This is a genomic window from Parabacteroides sp. FAFU027 (genome assembly GCF_022808675.1).
In the GTDB taxonomy this organism is placed as follows: domain Bacteria; phylum Bacteroidota; class Bacteroidia; order Bacteroidales; family UBA7332; genus CAXXIC01.
In genome coordinates, this window is the sequence record NZ_JAKZKV010000005.1 from 202,587 (window position 1) to 224,050 (window position 21,464).

A 21,464-nucleotide genomic window follows, 5' to 3' on the forward strand; every position below is an offset into this window, starting at 1 on the left:
TATATTTTATTGCCGGATTAATCAATTCAGTTAATTATCAATGTGCTGCCTCTGGCCCTTTTTTGATCTGTTTCAACATAATGCCTACTTCTGCAATCAGCAATACGGTAAAGAGAATTGCAAACAGGAAGAAGGTAATCTTCACCGAACCAGTCTCAATGTGGGACACTGCAGCAAACGTTGGCATAATATCCTGAATCACCCAGGGCTGGCGACCCACTTCAGCAACAATCCAGCCACATTGAGTAGCAACATACGCCAGCGGAATAGTCAAAACAGACAACCACAACAACCATTTATTTTGTAGCATCTTCTTCCTTGCGGCAACCCAGAGAACAATAAAGAATAAAAGGAAAAATCCGCCAATGAGTATCATAAGACGGAAAGCATAGAATGTCAATGGAACATTAGGAACCAGTTCTTTTTTATCCTTAATAAAGCCATAGCCGAAGTGGTCATAATTGGCCTCCAATGTAGCACGATGAACGGCAGCAAGGGAATCATTCTTAACAGCTTTCGCCGCCTTAAAGTCAGCCAAAGCCTGGATAGCAACTTTCCCACGTACAATCCGCTCTTCAGCAGAAAGCGCAGTAATGGTATTTCCTTTGCTGTCTTTCATTTTGTAACCACCATTCATGATATCCTGGATACCGGGAACAAATGCACCTGTATTACGGAAAGATAGTACAGATAGGGCACCTGGTATAGCATAACGAACCTTAAACGGCTCAACAACATCGTCATAGCTTTTCTTATCCGAATTAAGCACTCCAAATACAACCAGCCCTGCATGCGTGTTACCTTTATAAAGACCTTCCATGGCAGCCAGTTTCATCGGCTGTTTCTGTGCCACTTCATACGCAGAACCATCTCCTGTCCAGGCTGCCAGTAATGTTCCGAAGAAGCCGAAAACTGCTGCAACCAGGATACTTTTCCGGGCAAACTCAATTTCTCTTTTCTTCAATAAATACCATGCACTGATGCCTACTACAAAAGCAGAACCGACCATCCAGCTGGAAGTCACCGTATGAAGGAATTTGTTTATAGCTACCGGAGAAAACAATACCGCCCAAAAATCCATCATCTCGTTACGAACGGTTTCCGGATTAAAGTGCATCCCAACAGGTGCCTGCATCCAGGCATTGGCCACCAGAATCCAAAGCGCTGAGAGGGTCGCTCCAATCACAGTCAACCAGGTGGAAGCCAGGTGAAATCCTTTGCTTACCTTTTTCCAGCCAAAGAACATCACTGCTATAAAGGTTGATTCCATAAAGAAGGCCATAATCCCTTCAATGGCAAGCGGAGCGCCGAAAATATCCCCCACAAACCAGCTGTAGTTTGACCAGTTGGTTCCGAATTCAAACTCCAGAATAATCCCCGTAGCCACACCAATGGCAAAGTTGATTCCAAAGAGCTTCATCCAGAATTGGGTGATTCGCTTCCACTCCGGATTCCCCGTTTTGTAATAAATAGTTTCCATAATGGACATTATGACGCCCAAACCCAGTGTTAGCGGCACAAAAATCCAGTGATAAATAGCCGTCAGCGCAAATTGCGCGCGCGACCAGTCAACCAGAGAGTAATCAATCGTCTCCATAAGTTATAGGTGCAAATTTTAAAGTGAATAATTATTTGATTTTGATTTGTTTTCCATGCTAATGGTGCAAAAGTAGAATTGGCAATCTTGTCTTTAGTCTTACTTCCTTTGAATAAGTTCCTTTCCGACATAATCGGCTTTCTGCTCTTTCATTTCAAATCTGGAGTTAAGGAAATTAGGGAAAAAGAATACCTTTAAAACGGCGAACATGATAAATAGTTTAATCAGGATAATCATCCATAAAGTTTTCCCGAGAGTCATGCTCCTGAAGCCCTCCAAATAGAATCTGTAAACTTTATACAGCGAATTTCTCATCATAAGCCCTGTTTATTTATAAAGAAATCTCTATTTTTGAAGCGAACAAAGTTGTGTTTAAACAAACATTAAAACAACTTCACTAGCGTTAAACGCAAAAGTAAGAAAAATAATTATCCGGATATTACAATCCTTATTTAAATTGATTCTTGAAAACGAAATTCGACATATTTAGAAACCAATTGGCCAGACTGCTTCAGAATGAGCTGCCTGGAAGCGAGGCTCACAGAGCTATGGAATCTGAAATGAGGCGAAAATTACTTCATGAATGGGATGAAAAGAAAGCACGCCTTTCAGCGGTAATGCTTCTGTTGTATCCCGATGAAAATGACCGCATCATGACGGTTCTGACCCTGAAGCAAAATGGAATCGGTATCCATAGCGGACAAATCAGTCTGCCCGGAGGCAAGTTTGAACCTGAGGACATGACACTCGATCAGACTGCTCTCAGGGAAACAGAAGAGGAAATCGGGGTTCACCCTTATGAAATTACCCTGATTGGCCAACTCTCTTCCCTGGTCATTCCCCGAAGCGGCTTTATCGTGTATCCATTCGTTGGGTATTGTACTGCCCGCCCTCAGTTTAAAATCCAGGACAGTGAGGTCGCCCGGCTTTATGAAGTTGACCTCTTTAACCTTTTACACCACAGCAATAAGAATTCATTCCTTTTTACCGAAGAGCATGGTGAAACGTTCACCATCCCCTCCTATCTGCTGGATAACCGGCACCTGTGGGGCGCAACGGCCATGATTATGTCGGAGGTAGAACACATTCTGCGTAAAGAGGGTTTACTTACAGACTGATTTTTATACATATACTACAACGCCCAAAAACTTTATTTCAATAAAACCTCCCCAAAGCAAGAAAAACAATCGCTGACTCAATTTTTCTCTTTAATTTATTTGTCCGGTTAAATAAATTTCCCATATATTAGGGGCATAATAATTTAATACATGAAAACTATGTCTAAAGAGAAACTACATATCGAATACGAGCTGAAAAACATCTCCCTTTCAGTACTTTGGACTTACATCGGCACGCCGAGTGGCCTGAGCAAATGGTTTTGCGATGATCTAAATGTGGATGGAAAGAAATTCACCTTCTACTGGCAACGAACACCTCAGATTGCAGATCTGATTCTCAATCGTTTCGGCAGTTTTATTCGCTTTCGTTGGGAAGAAGACGCTGACACCAAATATTATTTCGAATTTAAGGTGACTACCTCCGAGCTGACAGGGGAAACAGCGCTGGAGATTACCGATTTCTCCGAACCCGATGAAATCGAAGACACCATCGAACTTTGGAATAGTCAGGTAGAAACCCTCAAACGCCGTATTGGTGCGTAGTTTGTGGCGGGATATAATGCTTTTTTGTTAACTTTGCAGCCTAAAAACCAGAGTTAGCTCATGTTGCGTGTCAAAAAATTATACCTGTTTGTCTTAAAGACATTTCTGCCTATTTTTTTCATGACCTTTTTTATCTGCCTCTTCATTTTGTTGATGCAGTTTTTGTGGAAATATGTTGATGAACTGGTTGGAAAAGGACTAAGCATCTCCGTCCTGACAGAACTTTTCTCTTATGCAGCGCTCAACCTGGTGCCAATGGCCTTACCGCTATCAATCCTGCTTGCTTCGCTGATGACGTTCGGAAATTTGGGGGAAAGTCTCGAACTACTGGCCATGAAATCGGCAGGCATCTCGCTCATCCGCATTATGCGGTCGCTGATTGTCACCTTGATAGTCATTGCCATTGGTTCATTTTACTTCCAAAACTATGTCATGCCCAAAGTCCAGGTAAAACTTTGGGGTCTCATGTTCTCCGTCCGCCAGAAATCACCTGAACTTGATATTCCGGAACGTGTTTTCTATGATCAGATACAGGGATACAATATTTATGTAGAGAAAAAAGATCCGAAAACAGGCACCTTGAGAAAGGTTATGATTTACGACTTCTCGCAGGGTTTTGATAATGCACGGGTCATTGCAGCAGATTCAGCCAAAATAAAAATGACTGAAGATAAGCAGTTTCTGGTATTCTCTATTTTCAATGGAGAATCATTTGAGAACTTCCAGAAACAGCGTGCTTCCAACTCCAACAGTATCCCCTACCGCAGGGAGTCTTTCACTTTAAAACAGATTCTAATCCAATTCGACGCCAGCTTTAAGCGTGTTGACAACAGCTTCTTACAAAGCCAGTATATCGGTAAAAACATTGCAGAGCTCAGACACTCTATCGATTCCATGGAGGTGCGTATCGACAGTGTCAATAAGGTCAACAAAAAGGCAAGTATCAATACCGTTCCGCTACAAAGCACCTATCTGCAAGTGGGTCAGCCAAGCGATTCTGCATTTGCCCGAACATTTAAACCGATTAATCTGGACAGCCTTTATGCCGATGCTGAATCCGGTGAAAAGTCAGCGGCTCTTTCCCGAGCCATTGCTACTGCAGAAGCAAACCGTCAGGAGCTGGAATACAAGAGCTTTTTTATCGATTCACAGGAGGGCAATATTAATCGCCACTACATTGAATGGCACAAAAAGTTTACACTATCCTTTGCCTGTCTGATATTCTTCTTTATCGGTGCGCCACTGGGTGCAATTATCCGGAAAGGTGGTCTTGGATTACCGGTGGTAATTTCGGTTATTCTGTTTATCATTTATTATATGATAGACTATTCAGGATATAAACTTGCCCGTGATGGTAAATGGCCGGCTTGGGAAGGAATGTGGCTTAGCTCCTTTGTCCTGTTGCCGCTTGGCACGTTCCTGACTTACAAATCGGCCCGCGACTCGATGATTCTTAACTCTGACGCCTATATGTTATTTTTCAAAAAGCTGTTTGGCAAAAGAGGCAAACGAGCACTGGAACGCAAGGAGTTAGTCATGTTCAATCCTGATATTAACAAAGTTTTGTCACTGATAGATGAACAAAACGACCTGATAAACGATTTAGTTAACAGCTTTAAAGCTCAGGGAAAATTGAATTACGTCCGCTTCTGGAAAGAAGGAACACACTCTCATCAATTGATCCAATTAAGTAAAGCTCTGGAAAGCCTGGTTGAGGAGATGAATAACTCCACAGATCAGCATATCTATTTCAAGTTATTGGAATATCCGGTCATTCCGGTAGAAAGATATAATGTGGTGCCGGAAGTAAAATGGATAAGAACGACGTTGGCATACCTTTTCCCGATAGGTATCGTGTTATTTATAAATGCAAAAATTCAACAGAAACGATTACTGAAAGATTTCGAGCAAATGACCCGCATCAATCAGGAATTGTCGAATCTAATAAAAAACTGACAATATGTTTAGATTAAATACAGTAGAAGAAGCTATCGAGGATATTCGTGCCGGTAAATTACTGATCGTGGTAGATGATGAAGATCGTGAAAATGAAGGAGACTTTATTGCTGCTGCCGAACTGATTACTCCGGAGAAGATCAACTTCATGGCACGCTATGGCCGTGGATTGATTTGTGCTCCTTTGACTGAGGAGCGTTGCGATGAACTTGACCTGGAAATGATGGTGACTAAAAACACATCACTCCATGCAACCCCTTTTACGGTTTCGATTGACTTATTAGGCCACGGATGTACGACCGGTATTTCTGCTCACGACAGGGCAAAAACTATACAAAGACTTTGTGAGACAGATGCTAAACCCGAAGACTTCGGACGTCCGGGACACATCTTCCCGCTTCGTGCCCGCAACCGTGGTGTACTTCGTCGCGCAGGACATACCGAAGCCTCTGTTGACCTTGCCCGTTTAGCCGGTTTGTATCCGGCGGGAGTGTTGGTTGAAATTATGAACGAAGACGGAACAATGGCCCGTTTACCGGAACTGATCGAGATGGCCAAAGAACACGATCTGAAGATTATTTCAGTGGCGGCTTTGATTTCTTATCTATTGGAAAAAGAATCGCTTGTAGAAAAAGGCGAAGAGGTCAATATGCCTACCGATTACGGTGATTTCCGCCTCATCCCTTTCCGTCAGAAATCAAACGGTCTCGAACATGTTGCCCTGATCAAGGGAACCTGGGATAAAGATGAGCCGATCCTGGTTCGCGTTCACTCTTCCTGCGTAACCGGAGATATATTCGGCAGTAAACGTTGTGAATGTGGCGAACAACTTCATACTGCGATGAAAACAATCGAGAAGGAAGGTAAAGGCGTTGTCGTTTATATGAATCAGGAAGGCCGAGGCATTGGCCTGATGAATAAAATCAAAGCCTATAAACTACAGGAAAACGGTTATGATACAGTCGATGCAAACCTTCACCTGGGTTTTAAAGCCGATGAGCGTGATTATGGTGTTGGAGCCCAGATTCTTCGTGAAATTGGTGTAAGCAAGATGCGACTAATGACCAACAATCCGATCAAACGCATTGGCATCGAAGCTTACGGTTTGGAAGTGATAGAAAATGTTCCTATCGAGGTTTCTCACAATCCTTATAATGAGTTTTACATGAAAACGAAAAAGGAAAGAATGGGACACAACCTGAAGAACCTTTAGTATTCAGAGAATCACGATACATTCTAATATAATAGAGAGCCGCGAAAGTAAAATTCTTTCGTGGCTCTCTGTCTTTTCTCTCCGTCTGATTTATTAATCCATCAGAACTTCACAATCTTAGGATTTACCAAACGGACATAGTCTTTATACGAAAGCAGGATTAGTTCCGATAGCGAACCTGCATTGAATGCAATCTCGTCATCTTCAGCTAAATCAGGAGAGACATACACTTCCATTCCGAAGAGATTACCAAATGGAGGCATCGCACCCAGTTCACAACCGGGAAATCTGCGGGCAAACTCCTGTTCACAGGATAGAATTACATTTTTTGCGCCAACAGACTCTTTTAGTAATTCCAGATTAATCATACGGGAGGCAGGCAATACCGCCATGGCTAATTGACCGTCAATATCAACCATCACGGTTTTTGCCAATACTTGCCCGGGCACATGGGCTGATTCGGCAATCTCCAGCGCTGTATAAGCCGGAGAATGGCTGATGACAACAAACTTGATGCTGTTTTCCCTGAGGAACTCAATTAATTTACGTACTGGCATAATGATAAAGGTTTAGGTGTAACTTTCTTACTTGATAATAGAACTAATAAAGGATATCAGCAGGTAACATGGAAAACTCCGACCACAAAGCCTTCGGCTGAATTCCATGCCAGTATAGCTCTGGGAGTGGGCAACAGGGTGATGGTGCAACCATGATCCTTAAAGAACTGGTTGGCTTCTTCCGAAAGCACAACATATCCCGTCTGACCGGTTCCAATAATGATTTGCTTCGCTCCCTTCTCAAAAATATAGATGGCCTCTTCCAGTGAAATCTTGTGTGAAGTACCGTATTTTCCGGAAGACAACTCTTTCATTCTTCTTCTTATATGGCCGTTTAACCCGATCATTACATCGTAATCATACAGATTCCCGTTAATGGTTATACTTCCGAATGTTGTAGTATCAATAGTTGGTTTCATAATACATTCTTTCTGATTATAACAATACAACACATTTATATTCAGCAAGGTTGCATGTTGTAGTTGCTTTTAAATATCCTGCTTCGATTGTGATAATTGAAGTGAAAAAGAATTATAGTTTACTGCCAAATATAAGATCGATAGTTGGCCATAACTGAATTTGTTCTCCGAAGGGATAATTACCCCACGCCAGAATATATCCTCCCCTGATCCGCAAAGAACGACTTATGGCCCACATCAACGTACCACTATTCTCAGCAAACAGATTATCCCGATCGCGTGTGATGCTGAATATCCGTGCTCCCGCTTCCCAATATAGTTTCTGTGAAATCAATCCTTTGTAAAATAGTCCTCCTCTTAAAGATGCTCCTTTGTAATAATGTGCCATTCTTGGATATATAAGTGGAAGATCAATTGTTGACTGATAATCAGGGGTTGATCCATGGATTGCAAAACAGACACCAGCCCTTAATGTGAGCAGAGAAGAAGTCCCGACAGGATGCGTTACAAGCAACGAATTATCTACTGACAAAATAAACGGGAAATCGTACTGAGGAGAAATCAGGCCTCCTGTTCCCTTGAAGCTAACAGCTTTAAGAAAGAGTGTCGGATAGCTTATCGAATGTTCTCCCGAAAGATAGTAATCGTTTCTGGCACTATAAAGAATCTTTATTCCGGCATTGGGCAACAAAGGCATTAATAATGCATTGGTACGAAACTCTACCTTATCACTCACCCCATAACGCAGCGACTGGACCAACCCGCTTTCCCATTTGCCTTTCGACTTAACAAATGCTGTATTCTCCCCCCATCTATCCGACAAAATGTTCTCCTGAGCAATACTTACAAAGCACAGTACTGATAAAGTAAACGTTATAGCTGCTTTCCGTAACATTCCCATTCGTTTTTAAGAGTTGAAAATATCTATTGCTCACAATCAAAACTCTTGTCTTCTTATGACGAAAAAAGTCTTTACTTTTTCTTTAAAATGAGCGTACCACTCACCGGAACATGGTCTGACTCCTGAATGAAATCCTGATGAATAACTGTTCCTCCAATCTTCCATCTATAGTTTGTAAACAAATAGTCAAGCGTGCGCTCCCAGAACTTATCCGGAAGTGGCGTACTAGTAAAATAGGCTTTCTGGTTCTGAATATATTCGCTGAGGGAAAACGCCGAACGATAAGCGGTAAAAAGCGGAGTCAGCCAATCAACCTCTGGCGTATAGTTATTACCCGGTCTATGCATCGGATCATCTCCCGGATGGTGAAATGATTCCCCCGGACACATATCTTCGATGCAAAAATCAGTAGAATCACTGCCCGGAGGAATCTCATTCAGGTCGCCACCCGCGACAAAAACGGCTCCTGAAGCTGAAATCCGGTCCAACTCTTCCTTAAACTCAATCAGATGTCGATGTTTAGTTTCATCTGTCGCAAATGCAGAAGCGTGGATATTGACTACATAGAAATCCTCAAAACCGGGTATCAGAACCTTTGCCCTAACCATACAGCAGCGTTCATAAAAATAACGTTCAATGGAAATCTGATCCTTACGCAAATCCAACTGGATTCTTTTGGCATTGGTCAGCGGCCAACGTGACAAAATAGCATTGCTCTCATCCATTCGGCCTAATCCATCACTGGGAATAAATTGCGCTTTCCATTGCGAGCCATACACGGCATAGTTGAAATAGGTGTTATCGAGCAACCATCTGAGTTCATTGATGTATGCTGAACGGGTTGATTTTATATCAGCCTCCTGCAGCAGAAGGATATCCGGCTTTAAAAGATTTATCTTGTCAGCAATAAGCTTCAGATTTGGCATAACTTCATCTGCCGCATAAACAACCTTATATCCGCAAGCATCCCCAAACCAGGGACCACGTCCTATTCCAAAACGGATATTCCAGGTCATTACATGGATTGAAGAGTCTGGCGATGGCGCTGCGACCTTCTGTTGTTTCTCGTAATAGATGGCGTCTTCCACTTCGTCGAAAGATGTTGCCGGTTTTTCGCAGGAGACAAATATTGGCAAGAGTAGGAAGAATCCCCAAGTCCGTTTCAGCAGAGTATTGTTTCCCATTTCTTTGAATATTAAGATCTGATTAACTTGAACTTATAGGTAAAAGACCGGTTTAGGTAAAATTCTATGCAAAAGCATATTGTTAGTTAGCCCCAAAAATAGAGATTCAGGTTGTAATGTTTTTTTGAGAAGTAAAGCCTGCCTTTTATAAAACAGTTCGGATAAAGATTTAGTTGCTATAGATAATACAACCAAATCAATTAATACGATTTGAGGGCTTGCTAATCATGGGTGAATACAACAAAATTGCTAAGATAACCTATTAAATATTTTTCCAAAATTTGCTATCAATGTTCCGAAAAAATTGTCTGATAAAACAAACATTGTTCCCTGTTCGTTGCAACCGGCAAACCCAGAGACCAGAGTAGTACAATGTAGAGATACATTGGCTTACCTACGAGACTAAGGCTGCACATTGTATCGTGCAGTGTGCAACTTTAGAGACTATAGTAGTGAAATGTAGCGCTACAATGGCTTACTATAGAGACTGAGGTAGCGCATCTGCACAATACATAAAATGGCAATTCAAGCAAAAATGGACAAATAGAAACGGCTGAATAATCTATCGTTCCTATTTGTCCATCTATTGTTTACCTGATCAACGCACTAATCAGGCAAATCTCGTCCTGAATATACAGGCACTTCGGACCTGTAACATCCTGATAAAGTGCCCCCTATTTATTTGCCAGTACTAAAGTTGATTACATTCTCCTGAATGTTTTTCTGGTTGCCACTCATAGTACCTACCGACACATTTTTGAGCGAAACATTCTCCACCGGCAGCTCTTTATTGCCTAATATTCTGGAAACAAACTTCGCACTGCTTGCTTTTACATTATCCAGATAAATGTTCTTGATCGGGGTAAGACGCTTTTCGATGGTTGGAACCAGGTCTTTCCATTGGTACAGCACATCGGTTTCGATGCCGAGCACTCCATAATCCATCTTTCCGCCACTTACATTGGATACATAAATATTATTTACATATCCTCCCATACGTTCGTTGGTCTTGATAAAGACGATGTTAAACATCTTTACGCTATCCGTTGTATGGCAATTATTGACAAAGACATTCTCTACTCCCCCGGATATTTCTGTGCCGACGGCAAGCAACTGGTGACCATTCTTCATGGTGCAGTTACGGATTACAATATTCTTTGAAGGTGTCTGAGTACGCCATCCTTCGGGAGCGCGGCCTGATTTCACAGCAATGGCATCGTCTCCCTGATCAAACACGACATTTTCCACTAAAACATTCTGGCTCATTTCCGGATCGAGGCCGTCATTGTTGTGACCGTGTGCATAAATATCAAGGTTACGCATCACAATGTCTTTGGAAAGGTAAAGGTGAACTGTCCAAAATGGGCTGTTCCTGATCTTAAATCCATCGAGCAGGACATTTTCACAACGGTTTATCTGGATAAATTGCGGACGGAAATTGGCCGAACCGTTCACCATCATGCGTTGAGCCACAGGCACATTCTCATAAGCCATGTAGTAAAGGCGTTTGAGGCTGTTCATGTGACCACTCGGACGTTTTGACCAGATCTTCCAGACATCCATTTTAGCCCTGATCTCGCCCTGTCCGGTTATCGCAATGTTTTTACACTGATACGCATAAATCAGTGGAGAATAGTTGTAACACTCCAGTCCTTCCCAGGAGGAATGAACGGCAGGCAGATAATCTTTCGGATTTTCTGAAAATAATAGTACAGCGCCCTTATTCAGGTGAAGGTTGACGTTACTTTTCAGGTGAACTGCTCCGGTGAGCCATTCGCCTTCGGGAATGACCACTACCCCACCGCCCTGCTTATTGGCTTCCTCAATGGCTTTTGCAATAGCCTGAGTCGTTTTACCTTTATCGCCCCTTACAGCCCCGAAATCTGTAATGGAAAGTCTTTTACATTTTGCAAAATCAGGATACTTAATGGCCGGCATCTTAAAAGGCGCAGTAACGTTTACGGATTTTACGTTGATGGTTCCTTCCGCTTTATTCGAAGCAAACAGTGGAATAGAGAATAAGAGAATCAGCGATAATGCTGCATTTTTCATAATCAGAATATTTATTGTAGTTAAATAGTAGTTATGTGCAAAACATGAGTGGCAAAACCAGTCCTTTTACTTCAAATATTTTGCCAACGACAGTTTCAGGTGTTTTACTTCCGAGACAAACAAGGCGGCTACCTGACGTGCACCATCATTATTCAGATGCGTAGAGTCCTGCACGCCTTTCATTCGCCCCTTATATTCACCCGGTTTGCAGAATGTGTATAAGGATTTCGATTTCTCAGAGCCTAATTGGGATATCAACTGACGCGTCTGAGCCTCCATATCCACGTAAGAGGTCTGAGTTTGCTCTGCAATCAGTCGGGCAGCATTGATGTATTCCCCATGTGAATTGAGTAAGTCGCCTTTGCCATCGAAATGACGACGTACAATGGATGAACAGATAATGGGTATTCCACCTTTGATGCGGGTTTCCTCTACAAACTTCTTCAGATTTTGCTGATAGGTTGTGTAAGGATCGGTGTGAAGGGGTGAATCGGGTTTCTCATCGTTGTGACCAAACTGGATAATGACGTAATCCCCCGGCTTAATGCTATCGCAAACCGCTTCCCAGCGCTTCTCATCAATATAGCTTTTTGTACTGCGACCACTCGCGGCATGGTTATGGATGACTGCATTCGCCTTTGCAAAGTCACTCATTGCCACTCCCCAACCAGATTCGGGAGCGCGTTCCGGCTTTTTGGATGCCATGGTCGAATCGCCAATCATCCAAATGTTTACTTTCTCAGCTGTTTTGAAAGAGAGTATGGTAATTACTGAAAGGAATAAGAATAAAAGTGTTTTGAAGATTCTCATAGTTATGATATTTAGGTAAATGACCGCTGTGGCTTATCCAAACGGTCCTTTATTTCAGAAGCAAAACTACGCTTAACCGGATTCATCCAAATGCAGATTTGTACATTTTGGCTGGACAAACGGCCACAAACGGCTTTTATGCTTTCATATTCGACGCTCCATTGGGTATTCAAACAAAGAAAGCGGCGATCTTGCATCCGGACAACCTCTCTCTTTGCTTTAAATCCCTTAATAATTATTCTTTAATCATCTTTTCAATAAGGCTACTGCCCTCCTCTCTTTCAATTTTTACCAGATAGCATCCTTTATTGAGTGATGAAACATCTACGCTTGGCATATAAGGAGTATCCACCAGCCTCTTTCCGCTAAGATCATATATGGATAAATGCCTGAAAGAATTATTTCCGAAGTTAATTGCTGTTTGGGCGGGATTGGGGTAGAAAGCCACTTTTTTCTCTTTTTGAACTTCTGACACAGCCGTATTTGTCGATTGGTATTCAAAAGCGCCCAGGTCGGGAGCTATGCCCACAAAAGGATAACCGACATTCGTTCCTTTATCAATCAGGTCACTGCCTGTTTTAAGCCTTAGAAAACCGTTATTTGGGAGACTGCCGTCTGCCTGCCGGGGTGCTATCAGCAAAGATTCATCGAGACTAACAAAATCATTAGCATCGACCACTACTGCAATTCCGGGAGAGAACGTATTAAATGTATTCACTGACGTTCCCAGATTTACCGTATCCTTCAAAGTTGAATATTTGAAGGAGATATTATTGTGCAGGATGTGGTTGATTCCCGGACAATCGATGGTCGTATCCGCTCCTGTCGTTGGACTCTTGGTCAGTCGCTGACTCAGCATATTGTAATTGGTCGAATTACGATACGCCGTATTGTTATTCCACTTGCTGCCGGTTACCACATGATGATTGGCATAAAATCCATTTGCCTTGTTCCGGTAAGCCAGACAATTTTTGATCGTATTGGAAGGAATCGGGCTGGGCAGACTGGAAATGGCAGGAGCCTGTCCGTAACCTCCGGCTTTGAAGCCGTTGCCATCACCATGCTTAACAAACGAGGCATCATATCCGTTGTAAAATGCCCAGCAGTTATCAAAGGTGACGCTTTCTGCCGAGTTGATACAATCGTAACCATCGTCGCTGTTAAACCATGCACGACAGCCCCGGATTACATTTCCGGTACCACCTTTGGCCGGATGAAGTCCGAATCCATCCGTATTTCCTCCCGCACCTGACTCGGAAACACTATCATAGTTACGATACGCATCGCAATTCAGGATCAGGTTATTTGCACCTTTGGTCAGATAGAAACCAATACCCATACCGTCGTGCATTTTCAGCTGTTCGAAGATATTATTGCTGCCTTCATTGCGGAAGCACTCCGACTGCGTATGCGTTGTGATGGTCACCTGCACCCCGATTACTTCCAGACCTTTGATGTGCAACCAGGAACCTTTGGTATAGAAAATGGTATTCCGGTATCCGGAAGGCTTCACATTGGAGAGGTCAAATACCGGTTGCTCTCCCGGGTAGGCAAAATAGCAAATACGGCTTGTCGCAGAGGTTCCGCTTTTATCGAGATAGTGCGTATAGGCCCAGATGCTCTCCTCTTTGTATATTTGAGCCTCCGTCATTTTATAGGTTCCTCCACGCACAAATACAGTATCACCCGCAACAACGTATTGCTGTGCTTTCATTATTGTGGCGTAAGGAGCTGAAATAGCACCGGTACCTGTTGTATCATTGCCATTTGTGGCAACATAATAGTTCCTGGCAGAGATTCCGGAAAGGGAAATCAACAACAGAAAAGAGAGGAATGAGATAAATCGTTTCATAGTGTAATTTCTTAACAAGGTCAATAAAGTATCAATCACAAAGTTAAATGACCAATAAGCTCTTTAATATGGTCGATTGTACAAATCCATGCTTTATCTTACACAACGGAGATAAATCACCATAAAAGATTTAAATCACACCTTCTCCACCGGCTGGTTTGGAACTTCCTTATTTGAATTTATATGAATCTAATGTTTTCAGATAATAAACCAGAGCCCAATCCTGGTCGTTGGCAAACGGATCAAAGAAAGCCGCTTTCTTTCCATTGACATTAGCCGGGTAAACCACACCAAATCAACCCAGGACGTCAGTGAGCGAATGACTCCAAAATCATCCGCTCACTGAAATTCCCTCCAACTTACACTGCTCTGCCGGACGCAGAAACTCGTATCTGGAATTCTCTTTCTTGTTATTAGTCTGATAAATGCAATTTATTTCATTACCAATGGAGCACCGTTAACCATTACATTAACCGCTTTCACCTCCGGGTATTTGGTCTTCAGTTCCGGTGTTTTGGCTGTAACCTCGATGTTTTTAAGAACAAAGTTGGATACTTTATCCAAAGGATTGCCGGCAATCTCGCCAAACTGGGTACATTTTACCTTGATATTTGACAGAGTGATATTACGGATTATCCCGTAAGGCTTTTCCTTGCTTCCCTCCATATTGAAAAACTGTTTCCAGGGCTTCAGGTCAATCACTGAGCCACAACTACCGGTTACATTATCTACCGTCACATTTTCAAACACCTGATAGGTATCCGGGCGCATTTTGATACGCAATAGCGGTGTATTGCTGGTCACCTTACAGTTGCGGAGAGTAATATTACGCGCATGGACACTTTCACTGCCCAGAGTTAATACGCCGTGCGATTCACCAAAGGTACAATCTTCGACAAGCACATCCTCAACGATTCCGTTTTCCGGTTGTTTATGCGCATAAGGGCCTTTACCTCCTTTTACACAAACGGCGTCATCATTGACCGAGATATAGCACTTTCGAATCGTTACTTTTTTGCATACATCGATATCAATTCCGTCTGTACTGGGTGCCTTAACCGGTTTGAACGGTGAGCGTATCTGGCAATTTTCAATCAACACATTATTGCATTGGTACAAATGGGTTGTCCAGAATCCCGAATTACACAACTTCGTATTTGAAATCGTTACATTATTGCATCCCCAGATGAAAAGTAAACGGGGACGATGAACCTCCAGATTGGTAGCCGATTTTTTCAACAGCTTCATCGAGTCGCGGTAAGCCCAGAAATAACTCCAGAATTTGGCGCCATTGCCATTGATTGTACCTGCACCGGTGATGCTGAAACTATCCACTTTGTAGGCATTGATAAGGGCTGCGTAATAATTCAGGCATTTGCCCTCCATACGGGATGGTATCAGGGGATAATGGGCAATGTTATCCGAACCCTTCAGCACGGCACCTTCCATTAGACGAAGTTTGGTATGAGGTTTGAAGAAGAGTGCGCCTGAGAGGAACACGCCTTTGGGAACTACAATTGTACCTCCCCCTTCAACAGAGGCTTTGTCAATCACCTTTTGGATTCCAACCGTGTTGAGTTTTGTACTATCAGCACTAACGCCAAAATCAGTAATCACATAATCCTTCGACTTTGCCGTAAAAGCCACTGATGCTAAACAAAAAAACAATAATACTCTTTTCATAGAACGTTTCAGTCCGATTTATTAGATGGTTTACACTGTTGTGGTAGGTTAGACAAAACTAATCGTTATTTCTCATGAAATAATGTAGAATTGTACTTATTCTATGGAAGAATATCCCGTCTTACAAACACTCCTACCGAACAAAAAGACGTAACTTACTACTTATCAATATATTTTCCCAGATTACGCATCGCGATAACCTTGAAATGATGGTCGTGCATATATTGCAGGTATTCGGTAAAATATACGGGAGAAGTCGATACCGAAGGATGAGCAGTATCTGGCACGCCATGTATGGTAAAGACGATAATCTGACCGGGTTGGGCTTCCTGCAGCACTTTCATGACACGTTCGCGGGCTTTTTCTGTAGTTCCAGTCGTACTAAAACTAGGGATAAGCAACGTTTTTTGCTCACCCGGGATATAGACCTTACTACCTCCGGTTCGTCCAAACCGGTATCCCATTTCAGGCAAAACGACCTGAGACAACGAGTCGGTATCATACCCGGGATAGGCAAAAGAAACAGGTTTGGGAATGCCATACTGTTTACATTTCATTTCGATGTATCCCAACTCCTCGTTCATTTTTGCCCGGTTCATTTTGTTGACATGCTTGTGGGTGCGGGTGTGGTTCCCAATCTCAAATCCCATCTTATTCAATTCTGCAATTTGTGACCAGGTCATATATTTGAGAGAATCCTCAGGCGCCTGACGGGGAAACTCGCAGACGAAGAATGTCCCGCCAAAATGGTATTTCTTCAACAATGGTGCCACCACTTCGTAATGGCTGATTACGGCATCGTCAAAAGTCAATACTACAATGGGAGCCTTTTCTTTCTTTAATTTATTGGCTGCTTGCGATGAGAAAGCCCCCAACAAGAGACTCAATAAAACGATAAGATATTTCTTCATACTATTAGATTTTCTTTGAGTGCCCGAAGGTAGAGCTTTTCAGGAAATCACTACTCCAATTAATGTCGGAGTTTATTTCTGTTTTGACTGTCCGCGTTTTCCCTGACTATGCGAACAATATCACCTGTTCCTGTGCCAAGTCTTTCTATATAACCTACCAAATACATTGGTTCAACTAAGAGCCTGTTTAAGTTCCTCGTGAAAATCAATAATGTTTTCGAAAAATGAATGGATGATTCTGCAAAGTAGATCTTTTACAATCCTTCCAGCTGCCCAATATTTGATTCGGGTGCTAGGTAAATCCGGTTCCTCGAGCAGCGATAACAAATACAAAGATAAAACCGCCGGTTAAATACCCTCTAAACGACGTTTAACCGGCGGTATATTACGACTTCGACCAACTTTTCCAAAGCTTCGAACTTTGGAAAAGTTAGTGAGCGAACATCAACCTCATCCCGATACAACAAACTCAGCCCCCATGGCCTGATCAAACATCTGGCGGTTACTGTAAGTAAAGAATGGCACACCATATATGCGGAAGTGATCATTCTCCGTATGGAAAGTGATAAATGAGATTCCCCGCTCAATGGTATATTAAAATCATTATATTTGCGAATGGGGCAACCCTACCATGAAAACAAGACATAGTAATCCACACCACACAATCCATTTGCCATGAGTAAAAAGAAGAAGCCGGTCAACAGCTATAAATGTCAGAAAGAGGCTATTGCACAACAACGCAATATCTTCCTGCGTAAACTACATACCATTTTAATGGGTCTGGGAAAAGGTGACACCTATAAGTTACTTTCCGAATCATTTAAAGAACGTCTTTTTATGTGTAGGTACAATACCTTGCAGATTGTTGCCGATGATTCCTGCCACATCTCGCCGGAATTGCTGAATACAGGAAGAGACATATTTATGTCGATTTACCATAAAGATTATATTCAATTCCAGAATCCTGAATATGAGATAACTATCGGGGATTATTTTGAAATATTCCTGTCGTTTATATACATGATAGAAAATGAAGACAGCAAGAAAAAATTTAAAGAGACCTCCATCTTAGAGCATGAATTTGAGGATTTTATATCCGATAAACCAGGTAACGGACAAAATGGAATGCAATTACAGTCTGTGCAGATTTTAATTGAATGCGTTAGCTATCTCTGCTATGAAGCTAATACCTTCGAACGACTGCTTTGGATTAATGAAAAACCAATAGTAAACAATAAAACGTTAAAGCTACATAACACCATAATCATTCACCAGACGATACCGGAAACCAGAACTTTTGTAATTGATCAGAAAAAGAGAACCGGATATCGGCTTGGATGGGCAAAACCCTTTGGAACTGAAGTCTGGCCAACAATTACACCAGGAAAACTTGGTTTAAAATGTGGGCTTGCTGATTTACCTATAGAGGTATATATCCAGACCCATGCCATTAACCGTCTAACCGAACGAATTGATACTATTCCTCTCGGACTGATTCAGATGCTTTTAGTCACTGCTTTTTTGAATCCTAAAATTATTCATTACAAGGGCCGTATTTTAATCGAATTTGCAATCAATCGAATAAAAGTGGGGTATTTGCTCTGCTCGATAGTAGAAGGGGCATTACTCATTAAGACCTTTTTGCTGGTTACAAACAGCGACACACCGGAAGCGGACAAACTGGAAGAGCTTACCGGACTGAATAAAGCGGACAAGAGCTATCTCGCTTTGGACAAACTATCCTCTTTCTATTCGGAAGATTTTGCAGGAAACGAGAGTGTGTGCAGGTTGTTTAAGAAAATCGGTTGCGGTAAATTAACTGAGCTAAAGACGATTGCCCCGATTTTAACAGACAAAACAGACATTCAATCTACCGCTAATCTTATTGAACATTATCTTCATAAATACGATGAACAGGAAATACCCTCGGATTCACCAATGTCGTGTTAGCGGAATATAAGCTCAACACCCATTCCTCTCACTTTTCCAAAGTTTTGTACTTTGGAAAAGGTTCACCTCTCATTTCCTGCCTAAAAACGCCCCACTTCACAACCCCTTGCTCCGTACCATTTCCGTACCAACAAGTATACTGATTATTTATAATTCCAAGGATATCCTATAGATAACCCATGGATATCCCATATTATAATATAATATGAGATATCTATGGAAAAAGTAAGTACGGTATAAGGTATTATATATAATATGATACGGAGTTGGATATAATCAACAGAAGAGCTACCTTTGAAAACATTGTATAATAAATAGACTGCAAAATGGCAAAAGCGGAGAATTTATTTGAGATAGAAGGAAAGATCCGCAATCTCTCTTTCTACAAAATGGCAGGTTGTGATAAAACCATTGTACGCACCAAAGGCGGACCAAGTAAAAACAAGATTAAGAAACACCCTAATTTTGAAAAGGTACGCAAGAATAACAGTGAATGGTCAGGCTGTACAAAGATGTCAAGACTGATATTCAAAGGGCTGCACGATGTATTCGCACAGGCGGATTATCCGGTGATTGGCACACTCAATGCCTTGTGCAAAAAGATACAACTGATGGATACGGAGCATGAGCAGGGCTTCAGAGGGGTCTATCTCAGTAAGTACGGTGAGGTGCTGGAGGGTTTCAGTCCCAACCGGAGACGAATATTCGGACAGATACTGAGCGTAATGCCTGAATACAAAGTGGACAGAGAGGCTTTATCCGCCACTTTATCCTTACCGCCTATCGACCCGGCTTACCATCTGGTAAACGAAATCAATATGCCTTACTACAGGGTAATGGTAAATCTGGCGTTTATCCCGGATGTGTATAGAGAAGCAGAAGGCAAAGACTACACATCAACCAAAGAGGGATGGATAGGCGCTTGTCGTACTTTTGAAAGTGAATGGCTCTCTACTTCCGCTATCAGCGAACGAATCGAATGTACTTTGAATACCGATTTCCTTGAAAAGGATGAGGTTTTATCCGGCTATTCACTTGTACTGGGAATGGGAATTGTCTTTGGCAAGGCTAATGCTGCGGGACAAATCGAGAAGATGAAGCAAACGGGAACCGGACGGATATTGAAGATATTCTGATTGGAATTGGGGAGATTCGTGGTTATCAGCTGAACACCCCGATGATGATAATTAATATCCAGGGACGCTACTTCAATATTTTCTATGGACATGTATTCTACAAAGACTACGGAACTCGCTCAGTTTATCTAATGATAACCGGGCAGAGTTCCATAATATTTGCAGTCTGTAGAATAATGCGAAACATCAGAAAAACAATGTACTGCCTGACTGACGCCGTTAAGAGTTTCCACATTACGCATTCTCAGCCATCATTTCCCTGATAACCTGACTCAACTTCTGAATGCCGATAAAAATCTCACTTTCATTCGAACATGAAAAGTTTAACCGGCAAGTATTGACATTTTCATTGTCTGTGTAAAAAGGATTTCCGGGTACAAAAGCAACATTCTCCTGAATAGCCCGCTCAAAAAGCTCCATGGCATTGATGTCATCAGGGAGCGTTAACCACAGGAACATTCCACCTTCGGGGCGGGTGTATTTTACCTCCGGTGGAAAATATTGTTCAATAGCCGCAATCATAGCTTTTGCCTGCTTACCGTAAGATTTACTGATGGTAGCGATATGATTGTCAACATCATAGTCCGTCAGGTATTGGCAAACCAGCCGTTGTGTAAAATAGTCAGTATGCAAATCGGCAGCCTGTTTGGCAATGATTAGCTTATCCATCACATTATCCGGTGCAACTATCCAGCCTAACCGAAATGCCGGTACTACTGTTTTTGAGAATGTCCCCAACATGATGGTTTGTTCCGGAATGAAGTGATAAAACGATGGTAACGATCCTCCCTTGAAGCGGATATCCCCATACGGGTCATCTTCAATCAGGTAGAGCGAACGATTTCGGCAAATATCTGCTACCCGCTGACGGGTTTCAGAACTGTAACTTATCCCGGACGGATTCTGAAAATTGGGAATCAGATAGGCTAAGCGGGGAGATTCATTCGTCACAGCCTCTTCAAAACGAATCGTATCTATTCCATCGTCCAGGAGAGGAACAGGAATAAAAGAGGGTCTGAATACCGAAAATGCCTGAATGGCACCCAGGTATCCGGGTTTTTCAATCACAATCTTATCGCCTTCATTGATAAACACTTTTGCCAACAGGTCGAGGCCTTGTTGTGAACCGTTCGTTATGAGAATATTGTCCGGATTGACCGACAACCCTTTCTTTGCATATCGTTCGGCTATCTTCCTGCGCAATCCGATGTACCCTTCGGTATTGGAGTATTGCAAAATGTTGCGGTCACCGGATGTCATTAGTTTCTGAGCCGAGGCACTCAACGCTTCGAGAGGAAAGAGCTCTTTGTTAGGTAAACCGCCTGCAAAAGAGATAACCTCGGGTGATATTGCTACTTTGAGTATCTCACGAATAAATGAACGGGGTACCCCCTCCATTCTTTGGGCAAATGCCATTTTCTTCGATTCGGAACTGGAATCCATAATTCAATGTTTTGATGAAGTTATTAAATGAAAAAACCCCCTTCCGGTCAATCACCGAAAGGGGGTAGTCTATTTCCTGAGTTATAGCAATAGCATTACCGTCGGTGAATCGTTCTGACCCAGGTGACAATAATGGCGA

General features: G+C 42.3%; 18 protein-coding genes. 6 read left to right on the forward strand and 12 right to left on the reverse strand.

Annotated elements, in window-relative coordinates; genetic code table 11:
* Nucleotides 1-37: 37 nt before the first annotated feature.
* Both MLE17_RS09605 and MLE17_RS09610 read right to left on the reverse strand, forming a co-directional pair.
* On the reverse strand, nucleotides 38-1,597 hold the full coding sequence (locus MLE17_RS09605; protein ID WP_243348576.1) for a cytochrome ubiquinol oxidase subunit I: 1,560 nt from the start codon (nucleotides 1,595-1,597) through the stop codon (nucleotides 38-40).
* A gap of 99 nt (nucleotides 1,598-1,696) precedes the next feature.
* A complete protein-coding gene (locus MLE17_RS09610; RefSeq protein ID WP_243348719.1) occupies nucleotides 1,697-1,912 on the reverse strand; it encodes a DUF4492 domain-containing protein in 216 nt (71 codons plus the stop codon).
* Nucleotides 1,913-2,157: 245 nt separating this feature from the next.
* On the opposite strand from MLE17_RS09610, the gene MLE17_RS09615 reads away from it, so the two are divergent.
* From MLE17_RS09615 to MLE17_RS09630, 4 genes are all read left to right on the forward strand, one after another.
* Nucleotides 2,158-2,715 carry an NUDIX hydrolase gene (locus MLE17_RS09615; protein ID WP_243348577.1) on the forward strand — a complete coding sequence of 186 codons (558 nt, stop codon included), beginning with the start codon at nucleotides 2,158-2,160 and terminating at the stop codon, nucleotides 2,713-2,715.
* 159 nt (nucleotides 2,716-2,874) lie between these two features.
* A complete protein-coding gene (locus MLE17_RS09620) occupies nucleotides 2,875-3,258 on the forward strand; it encodes an START-like domain-containing protein (RefSeq protein ID WP_243348720.1) in 384 nt (127 codons plus the stop codon).
* A 60-nt stretch (nucleotides 3,259-3,318) separates the two neighbouring features.
* A complete protein-coding gene (locus tag MLE17_RS09625) occupies nucleotides 3,319-5,214 on the forward strand; it encodes an LptF/LptG family permease (protein WP_243348578.1) in 1,896 nt (631 codons plus the stop codon).
* Between the two features lie 4 nt (nucleotides 5,215-5,218).
* On the forward strand, nucleotides 5,219-6,427 hold the full coding sequence (locus MLE17_RS09630; RefSeq protein WP_243348579.1) for a bifunctional 3,4-dihydroxy-2-butanone-4-phosphate synthase/GTP cyclohydrolase II: 1,209 nt from the start codon (nucleotides 5,219-5,221) through the stop codon (nucleotides 6,425-6,427).
* A gap of 101 nt (nucleotides 6,428-6,528) precedes the next feature.
* Here MLE17_RS09630 and MLE17_RS09635 read toward each other — a convergent pair whose 3' ends face one another.
* The 9 genes from MLE17_RS09635 to MLE17_RS09675 all read right to left on the reverse strand — a co-directional run bounded on the left by MLE17_RS09635 (nucleotide 6,529) and on the right by MLE17_RS09675 (nucleotide 16,796).
* Nucleotides 6,529-6,984 (reverse strand): aminoacyl-tRNA deacylase, encoded by a 456-nt coding sequence (locus MLE17_RS09635; protein ID WP_243348580.1) that lies wholly within the window; start codon nucleotides 6,982-6,984, stop codon nucleotides 6,529-6,531.
* A 56-nt stretch (nucleotides 6,985-7,040) separates the two neighbouring features.
* Entirely contained in the window at nucleotides 7,041-7,403 is a 363-nt protein-coding gene (locus tag MLE17_RS09640) for an Mth938-like domain-containing protein (RefSeq protein WP_243348581.1), read from the reverse strand.
* Between the two features lie 112 nt (nucleotides 7,404-7,515).
* The gene (locus tag MLE17_RS09645) at nucleotides 7,516-8,298 is read right to left on the reverse strand and encodes a hypothetical protein (protein ID WP_243348582.1); all 783 of its coding nucleotides are present in this window, start codon (nucleotides 8,296-8,298) and stop codon (nucleotides 7,516-7,518) included.
* A 77-nt stretch (nucleotides 8,299-8,375) separates the two neighbouring features.
* Nucleotides 8,376-9,488, reverse strand: a complete 1,113-nt coding sequence (locus MLE17_RS09650; RefSeq protein WP_243348583.1) for an endonuclease/exonuclease/phosphatase family protein — start codon at nucleotides 9,486-9,488, stop codon at nucleotides 8,376-8,378.
* 678 nt (nucleotides 9,489-10,166) lie between these two features.
* Nucleotides 10,167-11,540 (reverse strand): glycoside hydrolase family 28 protein, encoded by a 1,374-nt coding sequence (locus MLE17_RS09655; RefSeq protein ID WP_243348584.1) that lies wholly within the window; start codon nucleotides 11,538-11,540, stop codon nucleotides 10,167-10,169.
* Nucleotides 11,541-11,606: 66 nt separating this feature from the next.
* Entirely contained in the window at nucleotides 11,607-12,350 is a 744-nt protein-coding gene (locus MLE17_RS09660) for a rhamnogalacturonan acetylesterase (protein WP_243348585.1), read from the reverse strand.
* Between the two features lie 235 nt (nucleotides 12,351-12,585).
* Nucleotides 12,586-14,202: a right-handed parallel beta-helix repeat-containing protein gene (locus MLE17_RS09665; RefSeq protein ID WP_243348586.1), complete on the reverse strand. Its 1,617-nt coding sequence runs from the start codon at nucleotides 14,200-14,202 to the stop codon at nucleotides 12,586-12,588.
* Nucleotides 14,203-14,634: 432 nt separating this feature from the next.
* Complete coding sequence (locus MLE17_RS09670; protein WP_243348587.1) at nucleotides 14,635-15,885, reverse strand: glycoside hydrolase family 28 protein; 1,251 nt, start codon at nucleotides 15,883-15,885, stop codon at nucleotides 14,635-14,637.
* 158 nt (nucleotides 15,886-16,043) lie between these two features.
* Entirely contained in the window at nucleotides 16,044-16,796 is a 753-nt protein-coding gene (locus MLE17_RS09675; RefSeq protein WP_243348588.1) for a polysaccharide deacetylase family protein, read from the reverse strand.
* 675 nt (nucleotides 16,797-17,471) lie between these two features.
* Between MLE17_RS09675 and MLE17_RS09680 the strand changes: the two genes are divergently transcribed.
* Together MLE17_RS09680 and MLE17_RS09685 are read left to right on the forward strand one after the other, a co-directional pair.
* Complete coding sequence (locus MLE17_RS09680; protein ID WP_243348589.1) at nucleotides 17,472-18,746, forward strand: hypothetical protein; 1,275 nt, start codon at nucleotides 17,472-17,474, stop codon at nucleotides 18,744-18,746.
* A 326-nt stretch (nucleotides 18,747-19,072) separates the two neighbouring features.
* Nucleotides 19,073-19,882: a hypothetical protein gene (locus MLE17_RS09685; RefSeq protein ID WP_243348590.1), complete on the forward strand. Its 810-nt coding sequence runs from the start codon at nucleotides 19,073-19,075 to the stop codon at nucleotides 19,880-19,882.
* 234 nt (nucleotides 19,883-20,116) lie between these two features.
* Here MLE17_RS09685 and MLE17_RS09690 read toward each other — a convergent pair whose 3' ends face one another.
* A complete protein-coding gene (locus tag MLE17_RS09690) occupies nucleotides 20,117-21,325 on the reverse strand; it encodes a PLP-dependent aminotransferase family protein (RefSeq protein WP_243348591.1) in 1,209 nt (402 codons plus the stop codon).
* Between the last annotated feature and the right edge of the window lie 139 nt (nucleotides 21,326-21,464).